1 protein-coding gene is annotated in these 1,095 nt (G+C 63.9%); it reads right to left on the bottom strand.

Annotation, left to right across the window (positions count from 1 at the left end):
- Positions 1-184: 184 nt before the first annotated feature.
- The coding region (locus ACWC2T_RS46115) for an IS256 family transposase (RefSeq protein ID WP_450676255.1) at positions 185-1,095 on the bottom strand (911 nt) is incomplete at its 5' end.

Here is a 1,095-nt window from a genome sequence, read left to right on the forward strand (position 1 = left end):
ATCGCCAGTCCGACCCGAAAGCAGCGGGCGCCCAGCCACTTCCACGCCCTCTGCACCGCCACCAGCTGACCCTCACAAGATCGCCAACAGAGTCATGCCGTTGTTTTAGCCGGCGGGCGTACGCTGCTGTGGAGTGCTCCTGGGGGGGGCTGTCCAGTCAAGGGCTGATCTTGGTTGTTGAGGGTCAGTGGCTGGTGGTGGGGGTGAGGCGTCCTTCGAAGGCGATCTGGAAGGCGTTCAGGGGTGCCTTCCAGCGCATCGTCCAGCGGCGCCGCCCCTTGCCGGTTGGGTCCAGACTCATGAGCGCCATGTAGACGCACTTCAACGCGGCGGCCTCCGACGGGAAGTGGTCCCGGGCCCGGACGGCTTTGCGGATGCGGGCGTTGACGCTCTCGATCGCGTTCGTGCTGCAGATCACCTTGCGGATCTCGACGTCGAAGGAGAGGAAGGGCACCATCTCGGCCCAGGCATCGGACCACAGCTTGATCACGGCCGGATACTTGCTGCCCCACTTCTCGGAGAACTCCAGGAACCGCTCGGTCGCGGCCGCCTCGCTCGGCGCGGTGTAGACGGGCTTGAGATCCTTCGCGACCTTGTCCCAGTCCTGGCGGGCGCAGTAGTGGATGCTGTTGCGAATCAAGTGAACGATGCACGTCTGGACGACAGTTCGGGGCCAGACCGTCCCGACCGCGTCCGGCAGACCCTTCAGCCCGTCGCAAACCAGCATGAGGACATCTTCAACTCCGCGATCCTTCAGCTCGGTGAAGACCTGGAGCCAGTGCTTGGCACCCTCGCCGCCGTCACCGGCCCAGATCCCGAGGATGTCGCGAGTGCCCTCGACCGTGACGGCCATCGCAACATAGATGGGCCGATTGGCTACCTTGCCATCACGAATCTTCACGTTGATGGCGTCCACGAAGACCACGGGATAGACGCGATCGAGAGGGCGAGACTGCCATTCCGCCATGCCCTCCATCACCTTGTCCGTGATCGTGGTGATGGTCTGCTTGGACACCTCGGCGCCGTACACCTCGGCCAGATGCGCCGATATCTCTCCGTGGGTAAGGCCCTTCGCGGACAGCGACAGCACCATCT

It is taken from the genome of Streptomyces sp. NPDC001393, assembly GCF_053597455.1.